Genomic DNA, 26,000 nt, shown 5'->3' on the forward strand with positions numbered 1-26,000 from the left:
GGGAGGAAAAACCTCGCCTGCCTGCTCACTGCGTCCGGGCTACATGACTTTTGTTTTTTCAATCTTCTGGGCAGTGTCGTGAATCCGTCCGGCAATCGTATGCCGGGAAACCACCCCGAGAACCAAGTTAGGAATCAGGAATACCAGGATTATCAACAGATTATAGGCAAAGTCCCCAGCATAGATCCCGGCGATAGCCGAACGCATCAGGTTAATCGCATAGGTGGCGGGCAGTAAGGGACTGATGTTTTGGAACCATTGCGGTAATAGTTCCAGCGGATATGCTCCGCCAGCAGCAGAAATCTGTAGCACCAGTAGTAAGACTGCTAAGGCTTTTCCGGCATTGGCAAGTGCTACCACCAGGGTATACACGATATTGGTAAAGACAGTGGAAATCACCCACCCCGCCAAAATCAGCAGGAAGGGGTGCGCCGGTTCAATCTCCACGAACACAATCAGCCCGAGCATCAGCAATGTGGATTGAGCCATCCCAATCATCCAGAACATAAAGTAACGTCCCAGGTACTCCTGAGCACCGCTGAATAGAGGCTTTCTTAGGGCGGATTTCTCATCTGAAGTCGGTCCTGGTTCTTCGGGTTTCGGGTTTGCCTCTTCTGAGCGAGACGATTCTCCCTCATCCGTATCTACCTCATCGGAGGTATCTGCAGGTTTTCGGGCTGCAATAGTGTCCAGGTAGCGTTTACCCACGTTCGCAGAAACGTCAGTGCGCAGGAAAACCCCTGCTAGGAGCGCCCCAACCCATAGGGCGATCACGGTAAATAGTGGAGTCATACCTACCCCAAAGGTGGCGACTGGGAACACCGAATTACGTTGTACCGCTACGGGGGAAGAAATCAAACGGGCAAAACCTTCAGGGTCAGCTCCCAAGGTGGCGGCGACTTTGTCCAAGCCTCCTTTTGCTTGGGCGGAGGTAATCTGTTCATGAGCTTGGTTCAAGCGACTGGCACCGTCCCGCATCTTTTTAGCTGTATTGTCCAGAGTTTTTTGGGAGCGGCGCATAGTCTCGATCATCCCGCCTGCACTTTCCGACAGGTCGGCTTGCACTGCCTTAAGGTGCGAACGGAAAACCTCCACATTCGTTCCGGCAGATTCTAGGTTTTCCCGTAGGCTTTTTATCTTTGGCTGCAAGTTTTTCTCATAATTGGATTGAGCAGTGCCAATAGCCTGTTTTGCTTCTGCTATGGAACGTTTAGCGGCCTGCCTCAGCTCTAAATCACGAGTTCCTCCTCGACGCAGGTCATCTGCCATAGCGCCCAACTGTTCCGAAAGTACTTGTTGGCGCGCAATTGCCGCGTCCATATCTGCCAGCAGCCGGTCAACCGCAGGCTTGTTCCCCTGCCAATCCGCTCCTCCTGGCCCCAGTGCCTGCTCGAGGGCGTCCCGCGTACGTTGGAAGCCAGCGATTTGTTTATCTAGCAGAGTCTGCAACTCTTCGATGGTGGCAGCACTACTTTGGGTGGTGCTATTGGCCGAATCCAGCAATTTGTCCAGTTGTTTTTGCAGGTTGGCAAGATTACTTCCTGCCAGATTTACCGCATCATCCAACTCAGAGGAGATGACCGCGAAGGGATTGGCGCTGCCCGCGGCATTTTTGCCCCTGGAATCAAGGGTGGAGCCTATAGCCCCCTCGAAAGAGTCTTGCACCCCCGCAGCCAGATGTTTGGCTCCGGTAGCTAGCGGCACTGCCGAACCTATCAAGATAGACAAAGAGCTGAAAGTGTTCGCCCCCGAATTTAGCTGTGCGCTCAGAGTTTCAAGGCGGTTGCTCAACCGATCCAGAGCTGCTTGCGTGTCGGCAGTGTCTAGGTAAGCGGACACGTCCTCAGCAATACCTACGGTGACTTCTGCCAAGGTTTGCGAAAAAACCGTGTTGATTTTCGCGGTGACGCCTTGAGCACCTTGGTTGGTGAGATTGCTAGAAAGCGGGTTCTTCTTTTCGTTGGTGTAAAGCGTGATATTTGCGGGGGCAGCCCCGCCGGCATAGAACGTGAACATGGAGTGGGAAAAATCCTTGGGCAATACAATTGCCGCGTAATACTCCCCCGAGCGCGCCCCTTCCAAGGCTTTATCTTCGCTGGTTAACACCCAATCAAACTGATCATTTACCGCCAGTTCTTTGAGTACGGTGTCTCCCACATTGACTTTCACGTTCAGGATTTTGCTGGTGTAACCCTCATCGGTACTGGCCACGGCAATCTGCAGTCTTCCCGAATTTGAGAAGGGACTCCAGGTGGCTAGCACGTTGAACCAGGTGAAGAATAAAGGCACGGCAATCAATAGCACTATGGAAATCCGAACCATGATACTGCTGCGAATCTGGCGGAAGTCATCACGAATGATAAAAAATATTTCGTTCATCGTGCCTCCTCGCTACTTACCGAGGCATCGGTTTCACTCTCCGACTTGCCTACGCTTTGCTCCGCCGCCTCTGCCTCTGCTCCTGTCGGCACCGGCGCTCTTAAGCGGCTACGTTCCCCGCGACCCCGATTTGTCCCGCCGCTAAGACCTTTTGACCAACCCGTAGTTTTGCTTGCGCTTATTTGCCGCTGGCGAGCCAGGGACTCGAACAGTTCATCTTGTGTCAAATGTGACAGCCTCTCGGCTCGTTCTATGGAGCTTTTTAGCACAGCTATACCAACTAGCGTTCCCATAATGGCCACTCCCCATATCGCAAGTATCCCCAGGAGCACGGACTTGCTGGCGGGGGTTAGCCAGGAAATCATCCCCAGCACGGCCAGTCCCAAAATCCCCACGATACTCAGTCCATTAATCAAAGCGGGATAACGAACGTTGAACTCTGCTTGCTGAAGCTTAATTCGGGTGGAAAACTCTCTCCGGTTTGCTAGCAGCGCAATAATGTTACTCAAACGGTAACCGCGACTTTGCAGCTGAACGTCTTCATTCACTACCAGTTCAGTGCGAGCCAAATCATCGTAGAACAGCTGGGTGAAGTAACCGAAACGACGCCTGCCCCAAAACCCCAGCAGGAACATCGTGAGACTCATTAATACTAGAACCGTCATAACATGCCAGTAATGCCCCTGATAGAACCCGCCGATAGTTTCTCGGATCGCATCGATACCGTAAGAAAATGGGAGCATCGGGGAAAGTTGGCGGAAGAATCTGGGCATGAGCTCAATCGGATAAATACCCGAGGCACCGGGAATCTGCAACACTACCAGCAAGATCGCCAAGGCTCGCCCCACGTGACTGAATGCAGCTGCCAAAGCATAGATAATTGCTAAATAGCACGGCCCGATCAGCATGGAGGTAGCAATGAAGGCGGGAGCGTTGGCGGCTTTGACTCCCAACAGTAAACTGCCCACGCTGACAATCAGTCCCTGCCCGATAGACAGCACACCGGAGAGCATAAATCGTCCCAGATAAGCCGAGCGCAAACTCAACCAGTCAAAGCCTTCTTTATCGACTTCTACTCGGAAAATAATGACCAGGATAAGTGCACCAATCCACATAGAGAGATTGATGAACATAGCTGCCATTCCCGAACCGTAAGAGTTGATGGGAAACAGTGTCTTTTGGTCGAATTTCACTGGTGCGGTCAGGTAGCGCCCGATATTAGTCGGTTCCAAGCCAATAACTGTTTTCAAAGTGCCTGTCCGCAGTGCGGTGGCCAGAGTCGCCACATCGGTTTGCGCTCCGCGAGCCGTAGTGGACAGTCCGTTTAGGTTACCCTGCACCTGATCAAGCACCTTTTGCGTGTTAACAATCTGCTCATCAACACCGCGGGTCAGCGCCGAAATCTCTTTAAAAGAAATCCGCGCGGTACTCACCGCGGATTTAATGGCTCCCAGCTGTTGCGACAGCTGCGTCACCCGGACATTTAGCGCCGAGGCGGCCTTAGCGGACTGTTCACGCAGACCAGTAGCTGTGTGTTGCGCATCGGAAAGAGACTGATCAAAGGATTTCATCAGCGCGTTTAAATCCTCGGCGGTTTTCGCCGCATCCGACCCGGTTTTCCCAACCGTAGCGAGCAGATTCTCCATCTCGTCCAGCTGGGATTTCAGCTTGGTAGCGAGCTTTTGTGTCTGCGGGAATCCTTCCAAAACCGCAATCTGATCACGCATTTTCGTTATCGAATCATTCGCCCTCTTAATTCCTGATTGCAGCTGCGAATCCATTTCGGTGAGTTTACTGGTTGCATTCGAGACCGCCGAACTCGCCGCCGCCGAGGTCTCATTGAGTGCCTTTTGAGCGTTAATACTGGCTTGTCCCGCCTTAGCAGCAAATTCTGAAGCGTCGGATACCACCGTTCCTAGAATGCCTTGGGCATCCCTTAAAGCTGCCGAAACATCAGCCAATGCCGGATCAGCGGCAGATAACGCAGACCGGACTCTTTTCATAGTCTGCAAGGAACCTGCCAAAGAGGTACTGGCGGAATCCAAGGCACCTTGCGCGTCATCCAGATCCTGGTTGATACCGCCCAAGGCATCGAGAGCGCTTCCTTCAGCGCCAAGAATACTCGCGTCAATCTCTAAACCACCCTCACGCAAAGCCTGCGCAATGGCCTCACCGACTTTTCCCCGGAAAGCTGAGGTGATTTGAATATCAAGTTGATTTGCTCCGGCGTCGGTAATTTTGGGAGCAATAGCGCCTTTCTTTTCATTAACGCGGTATTCGACAGTCGGCTGGTTACGTTTGCCACTGAAAATACCAACTAAGTCTTTGCTAAAGGTTTTGGGGATGACGAAAGTGGCATACACTTCCCCGGTTCTGATTTTGTGTTCGGCAGTGTTTTGATCGGTAAATTGCCAGCCGAGCTGGTCATTCTCTGATAATTGTTCGACTATGAGGTCGCCAACGTTGAGCTTACCGGTCAGTGCAGAAGCTGCTCCCGCATCGTTATTCACTACCGCAATGGGCAGATTTCCCGTTGCCTCATAGGGGTTCCAAAAGGCCAAAATGTTCAGCCAGGTGTATAGGGCTGGGGTAACCAAGATACCGCATACGATAATTAGGGAAAGCGGAACCGCAATAATCCGCTTCAAGTCCCGAGTGAACACCCGCCAACTATCTCTCACCGTCTAATCATAACCTCGCATTAAAATCCTGACAGTTCGCGCTGCGCCCCTTAATAATCAACCCTGGAAGAATCCCGGTATCACGGAGTATTGCGCCTTCACCACCAGCTTTAAACCAGAAAGCCTGCCCGATTTTAGAGACCTAAGAACTCTTTGACCTTTGGGAGTTCACTTTGCATCTGCTGGTAGCCCGCGGAAAAATTCTCTTCCAGCTTGGCGGGACTATCTTCAAAATTCGCCACCCCCATATGCTGCGGATAAAACACATAGGCTTTACCCTCCGATTCCAACCTCTCTAGTTCGGCTCGGGTCCGGTTGTAATTGATAGGGCGTTCAATGAGAGCCTGAGCAGCCTTCGGGTAACGAGGCAGCAAACAGCGATATGCCAAATCAGGTAAGCGGTTTTCTTTCACGTATTCTCGCGGCCGGGTCAGCAGAACCAGGAACTTTTCGTATCCATCTGCCTGCGCCACGTCCAAGGGAATTCCACCACTGGGACCTATTGCCCCATCCATGCAGGCTTCACCCGCAATATAAGTAACTGGGGTAGCTATAGGCATCGATCCAGAGGCCTTGCATATGTGGGTCAGCTTTTGCTCCGAATCCACCTGATTCTGCGAAAAATATAGTTCTGCTCCGCGCTGCGCGTTATATACCCCTACCCGCCATTCGGCTGGATTTGCGGCGAAACGCCCGTAGTCCAGCTCGAGCATTTCACCAGGCTCGGTCAGGTCGTAGTACATGTGGTGAGTGTCAAAAATCCCTTTACCTTTTATTGATGTTTTCCATCCGCCAAAATCGGGGTCGGTGCTAATATCAACGAAGCAGCGTTTAGAACGCTGTGGAAGACGCGCCAAATAGTTCACCAAGTTGGTAGCACCTGCGGAAATTCCGGCGACATAATTCAAGTAAATGCCTGACTCCAAGAGCATATTTATTGCCCCCGCAGTGTAACTGCCCCGCATTCCCCCACCTTCGAGCAGCAATGCAGTATCAAAGATATTGTTCTCAAACTGTTCCATACCGTGTCACCCCAAAGAAATCATACGGCTTGACATACTACCTGACTCTGGGAACTTTGGCGCCAAACTTGCCTCATCTTTCGCCCTTTTAAGCGGCTAGCAAAGACCGCTAACTTTGCGGGGAGGCCGGGTTTTTCCTCCCGCCTGATTTAGGGCAGGAGGAAAAACTTATTCCCGTGCTGGGCGGAGAGAGGAAAAACCTAGCCTCCGCACACATTTGCCACGCCTACTACAAGGTAGGGCGGAGGGTTTGCAGCATACGCTCTGCCCACTGGGCATTCGGTTCCACTTTAGAGCGCACTTTCGAAGCAGCCAGTTCGTCCTTGGCTAACTGGGCTGCCACCTGCGCATCTAGATGTTGAACTTTCATAGTGGCCGTGCCGGGAACTAAATCGAGACGCACCCCGGCTACCCTCAGGTGCCGCTGTACGGGACCGGCACTGGTGGTAACCGATTGGGCTCGTTCATGAGGCGCAAAGGTAACTTTGCGTCGCAGCCACCCATCACGATAGATAAGCACAGTGTCGGTAACCGCAAAAGCGCGGCGAAAACGGGCAAAAGGATCTAATATCTTGGCTTTTTTACCAATGGAAATGAAAGAACCCACCGCCTGGGAATCCGAATTCTTGCCGTTAAAAGCCGTCTGTAGCAGCTCTTCACTTTCTGCGCCCTCGCCAATCCCTAAATCACGAATCGCCATGTCTAAAATAATTTTTGCCTGCTCCAGGGATCCTACTGGCAACAGTAGGTTATCGGCAGCCTGCTTCTTTTGGTTCCCACTGGTTTCCACCCCATGACCGGCGAGGGTAACTTCAGCTTGCCACCAGCCGAAAGGTTTCCACAGTAGCGGTTGGATAAACCGGATGGCATGAATCCGCCCCGGCGGCAAGGTCTGGGATTTGAGAGCGAGCAGCCCCGAGGTGACACGGATACCGTCGTGCGTAATATTGGCACTGAAGTTGAAACGGGAGTTAAAGCGTGACCAGACAATAGAAATGATCATCAACGGTAAGACTGCTAGAGAAATAATCGTGGAGATAATGCCCCCGCTTATTAGGGCACTAAGACTGACCTTGAGCGCCAATAGGGAAACCACCGTACCGATCCCCGCAGCTAGCCCGGTGATGATTAGCCAGATAACTTCCGAGCACAGCAGGATTGAAGCCAATAATCTTCCTGGCGAGACCCGGTAGACTTCATACTCGTCTGCGGCTAAGTGGTAATCGTCCTCGGCAAAAAGATCCGTGCCGGCCAGGCCTTTAGCTCCCGTCTGTCGAGAGGTTTCATCCGCGAGGGAGCGCCCAGCGATCCGGGCAACTACTTCCCGGCGTGCCCGATCTAAATATTTATTCGCCAGGAACTGGATTTCTACCCGCGAGCCTTGACCGCCTGCTGACTCTACGCGCAGAGCTCCCAAGCCAAAAATGCGAGCAGCTAATGGTCGATAGACGTCTACCGATTGCACCCGATCGAGGGGAATCTTCCGGTGTTTTTTAAAGAAAATCCCGCGACGATATTGCACGTCAGTAGCGGTTATTATCCAAGAGGTCGCTCGCCAGGCGAAATACAGGTAGACGATTAGCAGCGCCAGTATCGCCAGCGGCACCCCGATCAAAAGCAATAACAATGTGGGATGCCCGGCCAGATTCCCCTGGAGATAGTTAACCAGGGCAATCAGATTATTTAGCGATTGCGTAAGCGCAACCACCAGGATAATCACCAGTGCCTGCCACACTTGCAGCAGTGGGGTGAGCCAATGTACCTGCCGCCAAGCAGAGGTTTCTTCGCCTGCGGTGCTGGCAGCCCTAAAGTCACCCTCGTTAACGGACAAATTTCCGCTTTCATTTTGGGGGTAGTTGTTCCCGGCAAATCCCGAAGAGTTTTCATTGGTTATTTCACGGTACTTTTCGCCCATCTAAATACCCTCAAGATTAGTTTCGGCAAGTTCAGAAATTTCTTCCCGCAATTGCGCGGCCTGTTCCCGGGGAATCCCCGGCAACTGCGCATCGGTAGTTGCCGAAGCGGTATGCAGTTTTACTTGCGCGATCCCGAAATGACGAGCTACGGGGCCTTCTTCTACGTCCACATATTGCAGCCTGCCCAGGGGAACCACAGTTAAGGATTTAAACATAATCCCCTTGCGAATCTGCAGGTCAGTTCCGGTAACTGCCCACCCCATAGCGCGTACTTGCCTCGGAATTAGCCATAGCAACCAAAGGGCTATTCCCAGCACCAGAGCGATCACCACCAGACCGATCCATTTTTCGGGGAGGGCGAAAAAAAGAATTATCGCCACTGCTACAAAGCAAAGTAGAAAAAATGCTACTGCTGCCAGACGTACCTTAATAAGCTCCAAAGAAACCGGACGAAACTTCACCCCTGCCGGCGCGAATGGATCTAACTGAGAGGAAACCATCTACTGTCCTTTTTTACTTTTATCCTACCAGCACCACCCCCAGTACTAAGAGTAGGGAAAGATAGACAAGCCATTGTCACGGGACTGGCACCCATTGACACCTGCCCTCGCCGAAGACCTCTGGCTAATACGGGGATAACGCCGGGCTAACGCCCATTACTGTGCCTTATTTTTCGCCCGCATTTGTAGGTAGAAAAACCCCGGGCAGTTGAGGGATGCCCGGGGTTTTTTTCAGGTAGTAAGAGGATCTACCCGATCATAAAGGAACGTGTAAGGCTGATAGCACCGGCCGCACCGATGCCACCCAAGATAACAATTCCGGCGAGGGAGCCGGCGCCGCCCATGCGGTCAATCGCGGAGAGATTGTTGGCCGCATAAGCCGTAGCATCAACATCGTTAGCGGTTAGGTTGCCGCTAACTTCGGTCGTACGAGCCTGAATCTGAACGGTGGTCTGAACGCCCTCATTGGACAGCCCTTCGGCAGCCTGTGCGGTCAGCACGCCAGCAGGAATCAACGCTGCCGCAGCGATTCCGCAAGCGGCCATCTTCTTGATCGAAGTTCCCTTGTTCATTTCAGTCTCCCTCACGACCTGAATTCTTTCTTGTTGGTATTAATATTACCACCCGGTCAAATGAAAGCAAGCTAATTGCCCTAATTTATGCGTGATCTACGCCACAATTCACAAAAACTTATGCAGTGGAAAGTAGGTCAGTTTTCAAATTAACAGCTTGACCAGCGGTTATAGACGATCTATAGATTATAACAAACTTATAACGCCAATATTTACCACCCGGTAAGTATTGGCAATTTCCAGGCTTTTCCCCCTAAAAACCATTGAACTGTGACCCAGATTTAATAACTTTTTCATCACTTCAAATCTTTTAGTGTCTGCGATCACATGAAGTGTCCTACGTTCCTACCGCATTTACTGCTACCCGAAGGGCTACTACCACCAGACGCCTAAGAACATCCTCTAGGGATTCGCTCTCTACCTATATATAGAGTTAACAGAAAACCGAGCTACCCCGGCTACTTAAACCCACAAACGCTGCTTAGTTGATAATCTAAAACCGTGAATGACATGGATAATTTCCTTCCCTTAGCGGCAATGGCCGCTGCCGCGCTACCCGAAACTGACTTCGTTTCGCTATGCTCGCCTCGATTTGAAACCGAGGATCTGCGCGTATGCGCAGTAAAAGATACCGCTGAACGCAAGTGGCTAGTGACTTGTCCTACCACTGAACACGCAGACAAGCAGCTATTAACCCAGACTCAGATTATGCAGGAGCTGTCCCACGATGGTGCACGCCTGCCCTTCCATCTCCCCTGGCCATCCCACACGGTGCGGATAGTGGGAGGAAAACACGCCCTCGTCCATCCCGCTTTCCCCGGAAGACCTGCTCGCGCGGAAGATCTAACGGTTTCAGATAAACTTGCCACCTCCCTAGGGCAAGCTCTTGCTGCGCTGCACGAGCTACCCGCCCGGGTTTTACAAGCTGTCGAGCGTCCTACCTTTTCTGCTGACCAGATTCGTAGGCGCTGGCTAAGCCTACTTGATGAAGCTGCCCCCACCCAGGCCGTACCGCCTCGGCTGTGGCAACGCTGGGAGGAACGTTTAGAAGATATTTCCCTCTGGCGTTTCGCTAGTGCCTTTATCCACGCGGATTTGCAGGAAAGCTACCTATATATAGATAAAGAAGCTATAAGTGGAATAACTGGGTTCGGGCATGCTCGGTTCGGCGATCCTGCCCGTGACTTAGCCTGGGTGGTTTCCTCATCCTCCGATGAGTTCGCCACAGCAGTGCTCGAGCAGTATCGAAAACTACGGCTTGACGAAGATCCTGAACTTAATGCGCGAATTGAGCTTAATTCGGAGTTAGTACTCTTGGAATGGTTAATGCACGGGGTGCATCAAAACAGTAAAGAAATCATCACTGACGCTCGCGAGTTGATTACTCAGTTAGCAGACACCCTAGATAGTACCGGGTTGTTGCCTGCCCTGCGGGAGGACTCTACCCAGAAAAATCTAGCCAGCTTAGAAGAGACCGCCACTGATAATCCGGGTGGCTCCCCTGCCGGCGAGCCACTAGCAACTACGGAAGAATCCGTAGCCGAGGATCAGGACGGGTCAGTCGCTGATGACTCAGGAGCTAACGAGGACGCGTAGGTCGCGACAGCACCTAGATCAGATCCGGGAATAGCTCTTCAAGTTTTTGGGGAAGACTTAAACGCTCACTCCATTCGTCCAGATTGCACAATAAGTCATAGCGCACAAAATAAAGCGCCGCCTCCACATCTTCCAAGCGCAGCCCCAGCGAATCAGCGTAAACCAGGCGATAAGTATTTATTTGGCGCATATAGTTCGCTACTACCTCTTCGCTTTCTGCGCTGATATTGCCGGAGCTGTCAAAGGTTAAGGAATCAGTTTTCCAGTCAATAATCGTAGGTTTGCCACTAGCGGGGTTACGCAAAATCGCATCAATCCGGGCTACTAGTTTAGTTGCCATCGGCGCCGCGAATTCAATCTCGGACTCCAGATACTCCCAGCCGCGATCAGGGTGTACGGTTCCAGATTTCCATTTTTCTTGTAGTCTCTGCAGCGATTTGAGCATCCCGTTATCTAGATCCTGGGGCACCGAATACACACAACCTCGCAGTTCTTGATCAACCCACTGGTGGAACAAGGTACCTACAGTAGCGCCTCCGGATGGAAATGCTGGCAGAGGACGCCGCTGACTGAGAGCAAAACCAGCCGGATCCTCCTGTAACCGACGCGCCCGAGTAACCCCACTTGAAACCGGAAGTTCCACTTGAGCCCGAATTTCCTTTTCCGCTTGTTCATCACGAGTAAGCTGTACTGCTTGTAGCATCCAATCGGAATGTTTAGCTGCGATAGCTAATAGCTCTTCGGGATCTTCAGCAGACAGTAAACTCTGGAGCCAGCGATCATCTTGCGCGCCTGCTATTAGTGTTCTCAGCTCATTTGCGGCACTTGAAAGTCGCGATAATTGTACAGATGGAGGCGTCGGCCAGAGGGCTTCGCTGGGGATTGGCATCCAGTCATCATCTTCCACCGGTTCCCGGTTCCGCAATTCCCGCATTTTCCCACTGGAATCAATTTCCACTAAGAACTGGGAGGGTATCCGTTCAGTGCTGGTGGTAGCGGTGTGAGCACTGCCGCCAATTAGTAGTTCCGACTCCGCGCGAGTAAAAGCCACATAGGCCAGGCGCCGGTCAGCTAACTGCGAGGTAAAACCCAAAGCACATTTATAGCTTTCTAAAACTTTGGGATTATCAGAATAGGCCTCCCCTGCAAAGTCATAACCACTTTTTTCCAGGCCACGCTCGATAGTAGGTAGTACTTCCTTATCTGGGCGCAGGTCATAGGGAATCATCGCAACATCGGTAATCCAAGATGATTCACTGCATTTACCATTCCCCGTTTTGAAGGGAGCTTTGGGAAGATTTCCCTGGTGGGTACGGCTTTCATCTAGTCCCGGAAGTGCAACCCAAGTCCATTCCAGGCCTTTGGCTGCGTGAACAGTCATTAGTTGAATAGCGCTTGGATCAGGCTCCTGTAAGGGCATATCAAGGCCGGAGCCTTGTTCATCAGAAAGCCGGAGCCAGTCTAAGAAGCTGTGCAGATTCGCGCTGACTCCACTGGATTCATATTCGCGCGCAATTTTGACAAAGCTTTCTAGGCAACGTTCAGATACTCCCCCGTCTGGACGGATTTTTACATCCAGATCCAGGCGTAAAGCAAAAATCGTGCGTTGTACTAATAAACCGAGGGGGTCATGAATATGGCGACGCACAGTAGCCAATTGGGTGCGGAGAATACTAAGGCGGCGATGTGCTTCGGCGCTAAAACCGCTGCCAGCTCCCGGGCATGTCCATCCCACTTCCGGGAGGTCATCTAGCGCATCCATTAGGAAGGCCTGGGGATTAATATCGGGGTTTTCGTCTGGATTGGCCAAATGCCTTGCCCATCTCCACAGCAGGTCAATATCTGCCGGGCTAATGCCGCACCCAGTAATTAGCCGCATAAGGTAATCACCTTGTCCGGCATCTGCGGATACTTGCAGTGCCGCAATCACGTCGGCAACTGCCGGATCATAGATGAGTCCAGCGACTCCGGTGACCTCTACCGGAAGACCCCGTCGGCGCAGCGCCTGAGTGATTAACGGACCTTGGGAATGTTTACGCAGTAATACTGCGCCGGTAGGTAGGCTTTCCTGCTGTTGCGGTGGAAGCTGTTTATTTTTGAGAGCTATTTCGTTTCGCTGCCTCCAGCGCTCAGCAAAAAAATCCGCCACTAGTTCGGCTTCTTCTTCGCAGTCTTTTGCAAAGTAGAGATGGACTTTTCCAGGGTCTTCCCGCTTTTGCGGACAGGTAACCAGCTCTTTAGCTTTTACCGAGGACGCAGGAGCGGCAAAAACATCTGGGGAGGGTGCGGGATCTATCTTATATTCCGGGTTAGGAACCTGGGTCAAGAAGCGGATTTGCTGCTCAACTTGCTGGGCGCTTTCTCCGTCCGCGAGTTTACTTAAAGGCAGTACCACCTGATTTGCTACCTTTAAAATCTCTTCCCGGTTGCGATAGGTGACCGGCATATCCTGGATATGCTTGGTCATTTCTTGGGGGGCAACCCCGAATTCGGTTAAGAAATTTTGCATTGAAAGCTCGGAAGCACCCCGCCAGTCGTAGATGGCCTGGTTAGGGTCACCTACTGCCATCACGCCTTTACCAGTAAAAATAGTAGAAAATAGTTTGAGCTGTGCCACAGAAGTATCTTGAAACTCGTCCAGTAGTATCACGTCATAGCGTTGCCGTAGCGCACCCCGTATATCGGGGAAACGCGCGACCAGCATAGCCGCATAGTAGATTTGATCAGCATACTCGAGGTAACCGTTTTCTTTTTTGTATTCCTCGTAACTTTCGAAAATATCTAGTAACTCACTGCGATGAGTTAACGAATCCAAGAATTCTTGCATCTTAGCATTGGGTTTCTGTGACCTTCCTTTCGGCTTGCCTAAGCCATATAGTTCCCGCATCTGCTTTAATCCGGCTCGCACCTTTGCGACGTCTAATAGCTGGTCGCGTACTTGGGAACCGATAGCTAGAGCCTTACCTGCCGTAGTAGCGACAGTTTTATCAGTAGTTAAATCTCCCGGCCAGGTGCTGACAATTTCGTACATAATCTGCCAGCGGCGCGCTTCATCTAATATAATGCTTGCCGGAGAAATCCCCAAGCGTGAACCATATTGGCGCACAATCTGGTTCGCAAAAGCATTATAAGTAGAGGTTACTGGCAGGATCATCCCGCCGGTCTCCGGATCGGTTAATACCTCAGCTACCTCAGAAAAATCGGGGTTAGCCGCCAAGACCTGCAGATTATCTCGCAGGCGGCTAGCCAGTTCTGCATCCGCCTTATTTGAAAAGGTCAGCCCTAGCACCCGATCAGGAGCGACTAAGCCGTTAGCCACCAGATATACTACTCGGAACGCCATGGTGGCAGTTTTTCCCGCACCGGCACCGGCAATCGCCATCATTGGTTGATCAACGGGAGCAGTAATAACTTTTTCTTGATCTTCATTCGGCGAATATTGCCCAATGGCTGCAGCAATCTGCGCTGGCGAGTAGCGAATATTTGGGGAATCACTCATAGCACTTGTTCTCCTTCAGCCTTTAAGGGACAACTAGAACGCAGGGAGCAACGGTCACATCGTTGGTTTTCAACCGCCCGAAATACCGATCCGGAAACCACTTTTGCGGCCTGGATAATATTGTCGAGCAATAACGCTTTTTGCTCATCAGTTAACGGGGCTTGCACCATTTCTTTCGCGATTTCTTCATAATCAGTTTCTCCCCTAGCTTTCCGCTTGTGCTTGGAAAGATAGATTAAACTGGCGCTTTGAATCTGCTCTGGGGATTTGGCTAGCACTGGTGCCAGCATCTGGCAAGATCGGCTATCTCCTCCTAGCAGCGCAGCTTCTAAAACCAATTGGTAGCAGGCAAGCTGTAAATGGTCAGCTAGCTCTTTTTCGCTAGGAACCGTCTTACCTGTCTTAAAATCGACGATCCTAATACCGTCCTCGCCAGCTTCTAAACGATCTAGCCGGGCGGCCACCATCGCTACATCGGATACCAGCGCATAGGAGCTAAGTTCGGTAACCGCCGGCATTTTATGATCGTCTAGATAGCGGCTGAGGCGGCGCACCATTTCTTCTCGTTTTTTCCCGTCTTGGCGCGCAAAGAAGGCTTCAGTTTCTTGGGGCCAGTGGGCGTAGAAGAAGGCCAAACGCTCGGACAAACTACTGTTAGTCATTTCTTCAGCAATCTGGTGCACGAGAGTTCCCCAAGCGGCGTGACCGGTAGCCTCGACTTTTTCCCCTCCCCGTCGCGAGAGCAGCCAGCGAAATTCGCATTCGTTGAGGTTTTCTAAAGCAGAGGGCGATATTACTGCCCGGCTACCAGCAGATTTTAGCCCGGCGGGATTCGTCCACCAGTCACTATCTATTCCTACCTGACGCCAAGTATCAGGATTAGCGAATCGAGCTCCCTGAGAAGCTAGAAACGCTAAAGTTTCCACTGCTTTTTTACGAGTTTCGTCATCCGTTTTGCTGGCGAGCACTCCCCTTAAGTGTCCCACCAGGGAACGCAACGAAGGGAATAACTGATGATCACCGCGGTTTTCTGATTCCGAAGCGCCGCCTGTTCCCGGCTGTTTATCCCAATCACTGCCCAGGTATTGCGCGGCAGAAAAATTGCTAGTTTCCAAGCGTGCATGCAGATTTTCAAAAAATATCGAAGGGTTTTCCTCAGCATCGCAGCGCACGGTAACCAACATTTTGCTGCGAGCCCGGCTGAGGGCGCACCTAGCCAGACATCGTTCCCTCTCTAAGGCACGACTGCGAGATTCCCCGGGAGCAAATTGTAGTTTTCCAGTGGGACTAAGCAGCGCGGTTGCATGGAGAAGATCCGAGATTTCCCCAGAACGCAGCAGAGAACCGCGCTCGGAAATAACTGGCCATTGCCCGTCCTGCATCCCGATTAATGCACAGGTATCCCAGGTGCGTCCGGCTGCAGAAAACACGGTTTCCAAAGCTACCGCCGAACCTATCCCATGAGTATCAGTCAGCACGTCCTCGGCTTGGGTTTGTTGCAATAGCACCTGGCAATAAGCCCTCATATCGGCGTTTAAGTGACGCTGCGACCAAATCTCGGCGTGGCGAACCAAGGCAATGACCGCATCTAAGGCTTGATCAGCAAACTCGTCTCCAGAAAGGGCGCGCTGGCACCAAGAATCTTCTAGATTCAGTAAAGCCCAAATTTTTTCTAGAACCACCAGAGGAGGCTCTTCCAATTTAGATAATGCAGCAGTTAAAACTTGGTGACAAAGAATAAAGATCTGCCCGCCCTCTACCATTTCAACCTGGGTAATCGGAAACCGAGGGGTACCGATGGCGGCATAAAAGTCTTCTATTTTTGCTTCTACAGCGATATCGGCACCCACTAAAGCGCGTTCCAAGCGCAGCATCTGCAGGGAATCTAGCGCAAAAAGCGGGGAACGCAACAGGTGTCGAATTGCTTTACCCCGAGGGGAAACTAGCTTGTCATCCAGTAAATACTGCGAGGTAGACCCAGAAGTTTGCTCGGTGCTGGATGGGTTCGGGTGATCTTTGCCCCACTGTTTTGCGAGCTCGCTTTGTCCCGGCAGAGTAAAAAGTGACAATAAGGCGCCCGTAACGTGGTTCGCTTTGAAAAGTATTGGCCTTTGCCGCTCGTTTACGGGAATCTCCAGGCCCCGTAAAAGCGAAACTATTTCGTCTAGCTGGGAGCGGTTCCGCGCAATAATCGCCATATCTGCCCACGGGACTTGGCGAGTTAGGTGCTGATAACGTAGATATTCTGCGATCGCCCGAGCTTGGGAGGAAACGGTAGAAAACTCCGCGAATTTTTGTTCCCGCTTACTATCGCAGTCCATCTTAGTGCTGAGGGGATCTAAAAGCTGCAACCCTCCCGAAGTTTCCCGGAAAGACTCCTTAAGCGTTATCTGAGGGCAGTTTAGCTGCTCGGCAAGGTAACTACCCCCATCGGGGTAGCCCCCACGGAAAGTCTCCACCGCCACCTGCGGGTTGTAAAGGGCGAAAACTTTAGTGCCCCTCTTGCCCATCTCTGTCAATAGACGCACCGTAGAAGCCGGGCAATCTTGCAGGTCATCAACCACCACCCAGTCCGGAAGCTGGGGCGATGAGAGCAAAGCGGCGTCGCGCTCCCAGCCGTTTAAAACTTGACCAGCGCGATCTTGCATCCTGGCAGCATCCCAGCTGTTGTCTTTATAAGAGGGCTCGTATTGACTAAGCAATACCGCTGCCGCGCGCCACTCGGCAACCGCGAGTTCGCCCCCTAACTCGTCGAGACGTTGCGCGCTGATTCCCCAATGGGCACAGGTGGCAAACAAGGCACGCACTTCTGAACAGAAATAATCAGTTTGCCTGACCTCGGGGGTGATATATTCCGGCCAAGGTGCATCTACCTGCTTTAATAGTTCCTGAATCCGGGCGTCTTCTTGTGATCCGGTCAGCAATACCGGTTCTGGTAGTTGTTCGCGCCGCGCACTAGCAAAATCTTTAAGTACCTGGAATGCCAAGGCGGTAGGGGTAATGAATGGCCGGGAGATCGGAAGTTTTCGACTGGCCCGCGCGGTGTTTAAGTATTCTGTTCGCGCGCGGGAAGGGGCTATTCCTACTATCTGATTGTGGTGGCGGTGCAGCATCTGCATAGCTGCCAGAGCTAAAATGGTTTTCCCGCTGCCAGCTGAACCCCGCACTATTAGCGAACTAGGCGATTGCAGCTTTTCAAGTAGCTGCTTTTCCTTTTCTCCTAGCTTCGGAATCTCCAATTCGGCTGGGAAAGGAACAGTGCGCAGACTAAATGACATACAACTAATTATAGGTAGAACTTCAGTTCCGGTAGTGGTTTGGCTACTCTGGCTCGATTTCCCGCTCTCGACACGACTTCACTGTAGGTAACCCGGATATTTCTACCCCCAGCCCACCTCGCAGGCAGCATTTTGCGTAGTAGGTGACCGCTAGGGTTGGAAAGCCCTTCGAAAGCTTTAGCTGTTAGCTAGCAAGCAGGCAGAGCCCGGCAGCGAGCAGGTAGGATAAAACTAGAAGACTGTTAAACGGAGGAAAACGTGAATATCTCACTGGGACTTAAAGGCGTTGCCAAAACTTTAGAGCTGGAAGTAGCCATGGATGCTGACCAGATTAAAGCCACTTTGCAGGCAGCTTTAGATAAGCCCGAAGAGTTGCTATCGCTAACTAATAAGCAGAGCCAGCAGGTTCTTATCAACCCGCGTTTAATCGCCTACTGCCAGATAAGCGAGGCGCAACCGCAACGAGTGGGATTCGGAATCGGATAAGCACCCGCCTACCCGGCTTACCGGGTAGGCGGCTCAACCGGCCGCCGATGCCTCACGGATTCGTGCCCCACGGGTTCTGGGCACCGCTAAAAAACCAAGGTAGCGCGCGATGGCTAACAAAAGCTCTGCCTCTTCCCGGGTTATAAACGCCTATCCGGACGCTCAATTTCTGCAGCTATTAGGCCTTCAGCCCGGTACGCTCCATCCGAGCCCGGTGATGTTCCTTGATCGCCTCGGGAATATCTTGCCCGTCCTCAGCCGTTAATTCGGGATAGCCCACAATGGCCTGACGGAAAGTAGAACGCACATCTCCGAGCACCCGCCGTCCCCACAGGGACAGTCGCGCTGGTACCGTCACCTGAGTAGCACACGCCTGAGTGATTACCGGCGCCGCCCAAGCTTCTTGCCCGCAATCCCAGGCGACCTCGGAAAGTTCGCCTTGTGCTTGCGAGGAGAGTCCCCCAGTTAAGCTACGGTTAAAATCGGCCATGGCTCCAATCGTTACATAGCTTTTGACGAGGCGTTCATACCAGTCAGTAGGACGCAAACGTTCCTCTAGCTGCACGGTTAGTCCCATATATTGCTTCATCTCTTCTGGCAGATCAACCTCGACATTTTGGCTAACCTGGGCTACTTTTTGATAGTTTTCCCAAGCCCGCGCCGACATCTGCCCTAAGGCAATTTCTTGATCCACCGTGGGACATAGCGAAGCGTCTTTAGCTAGCCGCTGCTGCATAGCCAGGGTGAAGTATCCAATAAGTCCTAGTCTTTGTGCGTCACTCACCCTCTTAGACTAACGCGCCTGGGGGTTTGATTCTCGCTTTTGAACAGGCTTGCGCCGCTTCTACAGCAGGGAAAGTGGCTTTCAAAGAACTGTAAGCTGTGTTACCCATATTGTTTACCCTCCCTGATGGTGGGTTAGGATGGAAGAGAAGAAGACGGGTTGACCGATCGTTTTCGTAAACGAAGTATTTTTTATAGGGCACTCGCCCCGGCCTCTCTAGCGGAGAGCCAAGATTTTTCGCGATCGGCTACCTCCATAGTTCCAGGGGAAATCCCCGTGAAAGGTATTCGATTGACAACTGAAGAAAATATGCAACCAACCAGTGGAATTGCTGATACTTCTGCGGCGCACGCTCCGCATATTGAACAGGCGAAAGCCGATGTGGTGGGCGATTCCTCTATGGATCTTTCCGAAAAAACTTTTGCTGATTTCGGGGTTTCTACTCCGCAATGCCAGGCACTTGCAGATGCCGGAATCATCCATCCCTTCCCGATTCAAGCCCTCACTTTGCCGGTAGCGCTCGAGCGACACGATATTATCGGGCAGGCAAAGACCGGAACTGGTAAGACCTTGGGGTTTGCACTCCCGGTTCTGGAGGACGTGGTGGCACCGGATGAAGATGGCTACGGAGACCTGCTAGATCCTGGCCATCCGCAAGCTTTAATCGTCTTACCCACCCGGGAGCTGGCTATCCAGGTCGCGAGGGAAACCGCCCAGGCAGCTGCCCGCCGCAAGGTACGTATTTGCGAAATCTATGGCGGGCGAGCTTTTGAGCCGCAAATTGCTGATCTTAAGCGAGGAGTCGAGATTGTAGTCGGTACTCCCGGTCGCCTGATTGACCTGATGAAACAGGGGCATCTGAGCTTGTCGTCAGTGCGCACTATGGTGCTAGATGAAGCCGATGAAATGCTCGATTTGGGGTTCCTCCCCGACGTAGAGGTGCTACTTTCGCGCACCCCCGCCAATCGCCACACTATGCTGTTTTCCGCCACTATGCCCGGGGAAGTGGTGGCGCTAGCTCGCCGTTATATGGAACATCCCACCCATATTCGGGCACAAGATCCCGATGATCAGGGCGCCACAGTGAAAACCACTCGGCAAGTGATTTACCGTTGCCACGCTCTCAACAAAGTTGAAGTACTGGCGCGGATTTTGCAGGCGCGCGAACGCGGACTCACCATTATTTTCACTCGCACTAAACGCACTGCCGCCCGGGTTGCGGAAGATCTTGGAAAACGCGGCTTCGCGACCGCAGCGTTGCATGGGGACCTCGGACAGGGTGCCCGCGAACAGGCGCTACGGGCTTTTAGACACGAGAAAGTCGATGTGCTGGTAGCCACCGATGTGGCGGCGCGCGGGATTGATGTCGATGATGTCACCCATGTAATCAACTATCAGTGTCCCGAGGACGCCAAGATTTATATTCACCGCATCGGACGTACCGGTCGCGCCGGCAATTCAGGAACCGCGATCACCTTTGTGGACTGGGACGACGTACCTCGTTGGAAGCTGATCAACAAAGAGTTATCGCTGGGTGCGGAAGAACCGGTGGAAACCTACCACACCAGCCCTCACCTTTATACCGATTTGGATATTCCTGAGGACGCTGGGGGACGCTTACCGCGTTCGCTGCGTAAACGTGCCGGACTGGCCGCCGAAAAACTTGAAGATCTCGGGGAAACCGGAGGTCGCGGACGGGGTCGCGGACGCTCAGGGCGCGGTAAAAATTCTCGGGGCCGCTCTGGAGGCGGCCGGGGTAAAGGCTCTAGAGGCGGACGAGATCGGCGTCGGGAACGCGATAGTCATCAAGGGGCAGGTACCCAGCGTCAACCGCGCCCTCGTCGGGCGCGCCGGCGTCGCCGCAAAGGCAGCGAAGACTAGGCTGTTTAAACAACCACTAAGGAGAAATAGATGAGCCGCGTTCAGCGAGGTGACTGGGATCAGTGGTGGCGCAGCGCCGCTATCTATCAGATTTATCCCCGTTCTTTTTCCGATTCTAACGGGGACGGGATCGGCGATCTGGCCGGGGTGTTAGAAAAAATCGACTACCTGGAAAAACTGGGAATCGATGCCGTTTGGTTTTCCCCTTTCTATCCTTCACCCCAGCACGATACCGGTTATGACGTATCCGATTATCTGGATATTAATCCCGAATATGGTGACTTGGAGACTTTCGATAAGGTTCTCGCCGAGCTGCATGCCCGGGGAATGAAAGCCATCATCGATGTGGTTCCTAATCATTCCTCTTGGGATCACCCCCTGTTTAAGCAGGCGCTAGCCGCGGAGCCCGGGGATCCGGCACGCGATATGTATATGTTCCGCAAATGCGCGGATACCACCCCCAATAACTGGGGTTCTATGTTCGGCGGTTCTGCCTGGTCAAAGGTTGAACCCCTAAGTGGTAAAGCTAGCGACCGGGACTGGTGGTATCTGCATATTTTCGATGCCTCCCAACCTGACTTCAACTGGGAAAACCCGAAAGTTCATGAATTTTTCCGCTCCTACCTGCGTTTTTGGTTAGACCGCGGGGTAGATGGTTTCCGGGTAGATGTAGCACATGGCCTAGTGAAAGATCCCGCGCTGCCCGATGATTTGGTAGGTCCGGATCGCCTGAATTATGAAGGTCCCAATAGCGACAATGGCCGCGCCCTGGATGTGGGGCCGTTCTTTAACCAGCCGGGAGTTCACGATATTTATCGCGAATGGCGGACGGTGTTAGATGAATACGGGCGCGACCGGATGCTAGTAGCCGAAGCCTGGGTGAATACCCCAGAACAAGAAGCTATGTATGTGCGCGAGGACGAAATGTCCCAGGCCTTCAACTTTTCAGTGGTTAACTGCCAGTGGGAGCCAGCGGCGCTTAGAAAAGTCATTCGCCGTACCCAGGAAGCATCCGCCTCGGTAGGCGCTCCTCCCACTTGGGTACTGTCGAACCACGATAAAGTTCGCCACGCCAGCCGTTTCGGCTACCCCAACGGGGCGAATACCGATAACGGGATCGGGGCAAGTGACCCGCAACCGGATAGAGAAATCGGTTTAACTCGGGCGCTATCGGCAACCGCGTTTCTCGCGGGACTACCCGGCTCTATCTACCTGTATAACGGGGAAGAATTGGGACTACCCGATGCCACCAAGCTCCCGGATGAGGCTCGACAAGATCCCACTTGGCAGCGTTCTGACTTTAGGGTACGAGGACGCGACGGCTGCCGGGTACCGCTGCCCTGGTCAAATGATTCTGGTTCTAACTTTGGGTTCTCCCCGGCGGGAGCTAGCCCCGCCTGGCTGCCACAACCAGATAATTGGGGTGGGTTGTCGGTACAAGCACAAGAATCTGACCAGGAATCCCCGCTAAACTTTTACCGCAAAATGCTTAGGGTTCGACGCGACCTCGGCCTCGGAATGGGCGAATCTACCTGGTTAGAAAGCGATCCGGAGGTACTAGCTTTACAAGTGAGCGGATCGACTGGCCGACAAGTAGTGGTAGTAACTAACCTGGGGGCAGGTTCGCGTCCCTTACCTAGGGTCGCGGTAGCAGATTCAGCAAAAACCCTTCTGGCCACCCCAGGAATTGGTTCCTCGCCTAGCCTTGGCCACAGTAGTGGAGATAGAATCGCGCCCGGACAAACTCTCTGGATCGAAATCTAGGGGTTTTCTGGACTTAACTGCGCAGACTCCCTCGAAAAGCTCGGAAATCAGGGTCATTTATCAACGTGAAACCGGTGTAACTAATGCCACTGCCAAAATAGTGGATTTAAGTCGGTCATTTTCCCTTTAACCGATAGCCTTAGAATTGTACGCCTTGTAAGGAGATTGAATATGGCAGACAACCTTACCCATTCTTTAGGTTCATTTACCCGTTCTATTTCTGGTCGTCGCGCTGAAGACTCCACTCCTATGGAGTTTTGGACTGGAATGTCGCAAGCGATTGTAGAACGTATCGCAGAAAACTGGGAAGCAACCACCCAAAAGTATGCCGCGGGACGCCAAGAGCATTACTTCTCGGCTGAGTTCCTAATGGGCAGAGCCCTGCTCAACAACCTGGATAACCTGGAACTATTAGAACAGGCGAAAGAGGCTACTAACGCCTTCGGTATGAATCTCACCGACGTTCTGGAGGCCGAACACGATGCCTCCCTCGGTAATGGAGGATTGGGGCGCCTAGCTGCCTGTTTCCTGGATTCTTGCGCCACTATGAACCTGCCAGTGCGCGGATACGGAATCTTGTACCGTTACGGACTATTTAAACAAGCCTTTGAAAACGGTAACCAGCGTGAGCATCCGGATCCGTGGATGGAGGAAGGCTATCCTTTCGTTATTCGCCGCGAGGAAGAGCCCCGGTTTATCAACTTTGCAGATATGCAGGTGCGGGCGATTCCCTACGATATGCCGATCACCGGCTATGGCACCGATAACGTAAATACTTTGCGTTTGTGGAAGTCAGAACCGATGGAAGAGTTCGACTATGAGGCTTTCAATTCGCAACGTTTCACCGATGCGATTATTGAGCGGGAACGAGTGGCTGACCTGTGCCGGGTTCTGTACCCGAATGACACTACTTTCGAGGGCAAAGTATTGCGGGTACGTCAACAGTACTTCTTTGTATCTGCCTCTCTGCAGGACATGGTAGAAAACTACATTAACCATCACGGTGATGACCTGCACGATTTCGCGAAATACAACTGTATCCAGCTAAATGATACCCACCCAGTATTGGCGATTCCGGAATTGATGCGGATTCTGCTCGACGAACACGGGATGGACTGGGAAGATGCCTGGCAAATCGTACAGAACACCTTTGCCTATACCAACCACACGGTGCTCGCTGAAGCTCTAGAAACCTGGGAATACGCAATCTTCCAGCGGCTATTCCCCCGGATTCTGGAGATCGTAGCCGAGATTGACCGTCGTTTCCGGATGGAACTGGAGGCACTGGGCTTTGACGCTGCCCGGATTGACTATATGTCTCCGATTCATGGTGGCCGTATCCACATGGCTTGGATTGCCTGCTACGCAGCATTTTCAATTAACGGGGTGGCTGCTCTGCATACCGAAATCATTAAGCGGCAAACCTTAAAAGACTGGTACGAGATTTGGCCACAAAAGTTTAATAACAAAACTAATGGAGTTACCCCGCGGCGCTGGCTAAAACAGTGCAATCCCCGTCTAGCTAACCTACTTACCGAAAAGCTGGGCTCTACTGACTGGGTTACCGATATGGATCAGCTCAAGAGCCTACGTAAGCTGGCTGATGACTCGGATCTAATGGCTCAGCTACTAGGGGTAAAGGCCGATAATAAACGAGACTTTGCCCAGTGGCTGGAGCAGCGCTCCGGACAAAAGATTGATCCATCTGCGATTTTCGATGTGCAGATTAAACGTTTACACGAGTATAAACGTCAGTTGCTGAACGCGCTCTATATTTTGGATTTGTATTTCCGAATCAAAGACAATCCGCAGAAACCTTGGCCGCATAGAGTATTCATTTTTGGGGCTAAGGCTGCTCCCGGTTACGTTCGAGCCAAAGCGATTATTAAACTGATCAACACTATTGGGGAACTGGTCGCTAGTGACCCTGAGGTTTCTAAAGTTATCCAAGTAGTATTTGTCGAGAACTACAATGTTTCCCCGGCGGAGCATATTATTCCTGCTGCCGATATTCACGAACAGATTTCTACTGCTGGTAAAGAGGCTTCGGGAACTTCCAATATGAAGTTCATGATGAACGGGGCGCTTTGCCTGGGTACTTTAGATGGCGCGAATGTAGAGATCGTGGATTCAGTTGGGGAAGAAAACGCCTACATTTTCGGCGCGAAAGAGGAAGAACTGCCAGAGCTGCGGCGCACTTACGATCCGCGCAAGCTCTATGAAACCGTGCCGGGACTTAAACGGACTCTGGATGCGTTTGTTGATGGCACTTTAGACGATGGCGGTACCGGTCTGTTCCATGATCTGCTGGGTTCGCTACTAGATTCCAACGGATACGAACCTGCGGACGTGTACTACGTACTGGGTGATTTCGCTGATTACCGGGAAGTGCGTGATCGCGCCGCCCTCGAATACGCTGACCAAATTGAATGGGCGCGTAAATGCTGGATCAATATCTGTGAATCCGGACGCTTCAGCGCTGATCGCACCATCAATGACTATGCTGAACAGGTGTGGAAGCTAGAAAGCGAAAAGATCTAGCGTCACCCCAGGTAAGAGCCGGGTGTTGCTAATTATTGCTACTAGGTTCACCCGGAAGTAACCGCGAATTCCTAGCAAGAAATCACAACTTAATAGAACGCCTGCGGGTGGGGAAGCTACTTCCCCACCCGCATTTTTCCTCTGCAAATCAGTATTTTTCCGGTTTTCGGGCAGCAAAGTAACAAGTAAGTAGCAGTGTGAAATAATAAAAGGGACTTTCAATAGCCAACGATGGAAAAGTCCTACCAAAGGAGATCTGTATGCATATTGCGATTACCCCCACCCCCGAAGATGCCTCCAAACTAGCGGCAAAACTGATTATTCCCCAGGTCAAACCGGGATTTAGGTTGGGGGTAGCAACTGGGTCTACCCCGGAAGGACTATACGCTGAGCTACGCGCCGCCCACGCGCAAGGACAGTTCAGCCTGGAAGAATGCACTGCCTGGGCTTTAGATGAATATGTCGGGATCGCTCCCGACCACCCCGAACGCTACCGTAACGTATTGCGCCGCGAACTGGTTGGCAGCGAAAAGACCGGTCTAAAGGACGAAAATTTACACACCCCCGCTGGCTCTGCGTCCGACCCTCACCAGGCTGCCCGCGATTATGAAGCAGAAATCGCTCCCGGAGTTGATTTACAGATCCTAGGTATCGGTGCCGATGGACATATCGGTTTTAATGAACCGACCGGCTGCCTGGCTAACCCCACAAATGTGGTGACCTTAACTGCCCAAACTATTGCCGACAATGCCCGCTTCTTCGATAACGATGAAGCTAATGTCCCCAAGCAGGCAGTCACGCAGGGGCTATCTACCATCATGAAATCAGGTCAAGCAGTATTGCTGGCTTTCGGCTCCCAAAAAGCCGATGCCGTTGCCGCAACGGTAGAGGGCGCGGTCAGTGCTTTTTGGCCCGCCTCCATTTTGCAGTACCACCTAAACGCCATCATCATCGCTGATGAAGCTGCCGCCAGCAAATTGCAACTAACCGATTACTATCGGCAAACCTGGCAAGCTGAATACCCGGATTTGCCGCTCAGCTACTAAGCGACTTACCTAACTGCCGTCCTGCCCAAAACTTAGACTTGTCCCTGTCTAGGTT

At 52.2% G+C, this 26,000-nt stretch carries 15 protein-coding genes; 6 read left to right on the forward strand and 9 right to left on the reverse strand.

Annotated features, from left to right (window positions below):
- Positions 1-39: 39 nt before the first annotated feature.
- The 6 genes from E6072_RS03945 to E6072_RS03970 all read right to left on the reverse strand — a co-directional run bounded on the left by E6072_RS03945 (position 40) and on the right by E6072_RS03970 (position 9,070).
- Complete coding sequence (locus tag E6072_RS03945) at positions 40-2,379, reverse strand: YhgE/Pip domain-containing protein (protein WP_316693891.1); 2,340 nt, start codon at positions 2,377-2,379, stop codon at positions 40-42.
- A complete protein-coding gene (locus tag E6072_RS03950) occupies positions 2,376-5,060 on the reverse strand; it encodes a YhgE/Pip domain-containing protein (protein ID WP_316693892.1) in 2,685 nt (894 codons plus the stop codon). Before E6072_RS03950 ends, E6072_RS03945 begins: the two co-directional genes overlap by 4 nt.
- Before the next feature lie 134 nt (positions 5,061-5,194).
- A complete protein-coding gene (locus tag E6072_RS03955) occupies positions 5,195-6,082 on the reverse strand; it encodes a patatin family protein (RefSeq protein ID WP_316693893.1) in 888 nt (295 codons plus the stop codon).
- Positions 6,083-6,311: 229 nt separating this feature from the next.
- Positions 6,312-7,997: a PH domain-containing protein gene (locus tag E6072_RS03960; protein WP_316693894.1), complete on the reverse strand. Its 1,686-nt coding sequence runs from the start codon at positions 7,995-7,997 to the stop codon at positions 6,312-6,314.
- The gene (locus E6072_RS03965; protein ID WP_316693896.1) at positions 7,998-8,498 is read right to left on the reverse strand and encodes a PH domain-containing protein; all 501 of its coding nucleotides are present in this window, start codon (positions 8,496-8,498) and stop codon (positions 7,998-8,000) included. It lies immediately after the preceding gene.
- Between the two features lie 248 nt (positions 8,499-8,746).
- Positions 8,747-9,070, reverse strand: a complete 324-nt coding sequence (locus E6072_RS03970) for a hypothetical protein (RefSeq protein ID WP_024058465.1) — start codon at positions 9,068-9,070, stop codon at positions 8,747-8,749.
- Positions 9,071-9,580: 510 nt separating this feature from the next.
- On the opposite strand from E6072_RS03970, the gene E6072_RS03975 reads away from it, so the two are divergent.
- Positions 9,581-10,666 (forward strand): phosphotransferase, encoded by a 1,086-nt coding sequence (locus E6072_RS03975; protein ID WP_316693949.1) that lies wholly within the window; start codon positions 9,581-9,583, stop codon positions 10,664-10,666.
- A 13-nt stretch (positions 10,667-10,679) separates the two neighbouring features.
- Here the strand turns inward: E6072_RS03975 and E6072_RS03980 are convergent, their stop codons facing one another.
- The gene (locus E6072_RS03980; RefSeq protein WP_316693897.1) at positions 10,680-14,165 is read right to left on the reverse strand and encodes an ATP-dependent DNA helicase; all 3,486 of its coding nucleotides are present in this window, start codon (positions 14,163-14,165) and stop codon (positions 10,680-10,682) included.
- Positions 14,162-17,443 (reverse strand): PD-(D/E)XK nuclease family protein, encoded by a 3,282-nt coding sequence (locus E6072_RS03985; protein ID WP_316693899.1) that lies wholly within the window; start codon positions 17,441-17,443, stop codon positions 14,162-14,164. The genes E6072_RS03980 and E6072_RS03985 overlap by 4 nt, the downstream gene beginning before the upstream one ends.
- A 258-nt stretch (positions 17,444-17,701) precedes the next feature.
- On the opposite strand from E6072_RS03985, the gene E6072_RS03990 reads away from it, so the two are divergent.
- Positions 17,702-17,929 carry a DUF3107 domain-containing protein gene (locus E6072_RS03990; protein WP_316693900.1) on the forward strand — a complete coding sequence of 76 codons (228 nt, stop codon included), beginning with the start codon at positions 17,702-17,704 and terminating at the stop codon, positions 17,927-17,929.
- A gap of 178 nt (positions 17,930-18,107) precedes the next feature.
- On the opposite strand, the gene E6072_RS03995 is transcribed toward E6072_RS03990, so the two are convergent.
- Positions 18,108-18,713, reverse strand: coding sequence for a ferritin-like fold-containing protein (locus E6072_RS03995; protein WP_316693901.1), 606 nt, complete (start codon positions 18,711-18,713; stop codon positions 18,108-18,110).
- Positions 18,714-19,022: 309 nt separating this feature from the next.
- Here E6072_RS03995 and E6072_RS04000 point away from each other — a divergent pair, with 309 nt between their 5' ends.
- The 4 genes from E6072_RS04000 to E6072_RS04015 all read left to right on the forward strand — a co-directional run bounded on the left by E6072_RS04000 (position 19,023) and on the right by E6072_RS04015 (position 25,945).
- Positions 19,023-20,594, forward strand: a complete 1,572-nt coding sequence (locus E6072_RS04000) for a DEAD/DEAH box helicase (RefSeq protein WP_316693951.1) — start codon at positions 19,023-19,025, stop codon at positions 20,592-20,594.
- 30 nt (positions 20,595-20,624) lie between these two features.
- Positions 20,625-22,358: a glycoside hydrolase family 13 protein gene (locus E6072_RS04005; RefSeq protein ID WP_316693902.1), complete on the forward strand. Its 1,734-nt coding sequence runs from the start codon at positions 20,625-20,627 to the stop codon at positions 22,356-22,358.
- 171 nt (positions 22,359-22,529) lie between these two features.
- A complete protein-coding gene (locus tag E6072_RS04010; RefSeq protein ID WP_316693903.1) occupies positions 22,530-24,899 on the forward strand; it encodes a glycogen/starch/alpha-glucan phosphorylase in 2,370 nt (789 codons plus the stop codon).
- 260 nt (positions 24,900-25,159) lie between these two features.
- Complete coding sequence (locus tag E6072_RS04015) at positions 25,160-25,945, forward strand: glucosamine-6-phosphate deaminase (protein ID WP_316693905.1); 786 nt, start codon at positions 25,160-25,162, stop codon at positions 25,943-25,945.
- The last annotated feature ends 55 nt before the right edge of the window (positions 25,946-26,000 follow it).

Origin of the sequence: Varibaculum cambriense, from assembly GCF_032557235.1 — a bacterium.
GTDB classification, from domain to species: domain Bacteria; phylum Actinomycetota; class Actinomycetes; order Actinomycetales; family Actinomycetaceae; genus Varibaculum; species Varibaculum cambriense_C.